We start from the raw sequence: 287 nt of genomic DNA, 5'->3' as shown, positions 1-287 counted from the left end.
ATTAGCTGTGTGTCGTTTCAATTTTCAGCTTGATCCAGATTTTTAAAGAGCAAAACTTCGCAGTACACTTCTTAGTGCACTCTGAAGTATTTTTCGAACAGTAAAGATGGTGGAGCTATGCGGGATCGAACCGCAGACCTCCTGCGTGCAAAGCAGGCGCTCTCCCAGCTGAGCTATAGCCCCATCGTGTAGTCAGAACCTCTTACCGAGAATTTCTGTTGAGGCAAGGCGTGGTGACACGAAGCATACTCAGGTATGTGAGTGTCGCCGCAACGCAGCATCAGCAG

Annotated in this window: 1 tRNA gene; it reads right to left on the bottom strand. The window is 48.8% G+C overall.

Annotation, left to right across the window (positions count from 1 at the left end):
- Positions 1–107 precede the first annotated feature (107 nt).
- A tRNA-Ala gene (locus tag ENTHG_RS00260) sits at positions 108–183 on the bottom strand.
- Positions 184–287: the final 104 nt, after the last annotated feature.

Source organism: Phytobacter massiliensis JC163 (genome assembly GCF_000321045.1).
Taxonomy (GTDB): domain Bacteria; phylum Pseudomonadota; class Gammaproteobacteria; order Enterobacterales; family Enterobacteriaceae; genus Phytobacter_A; species Phytobacter_A massiliensis.
The sequence above is the reverse complement of the archived record's forward strand: the minus strand, read 5'-3'. Positions and strand labels throughout refer to the sequence as shown.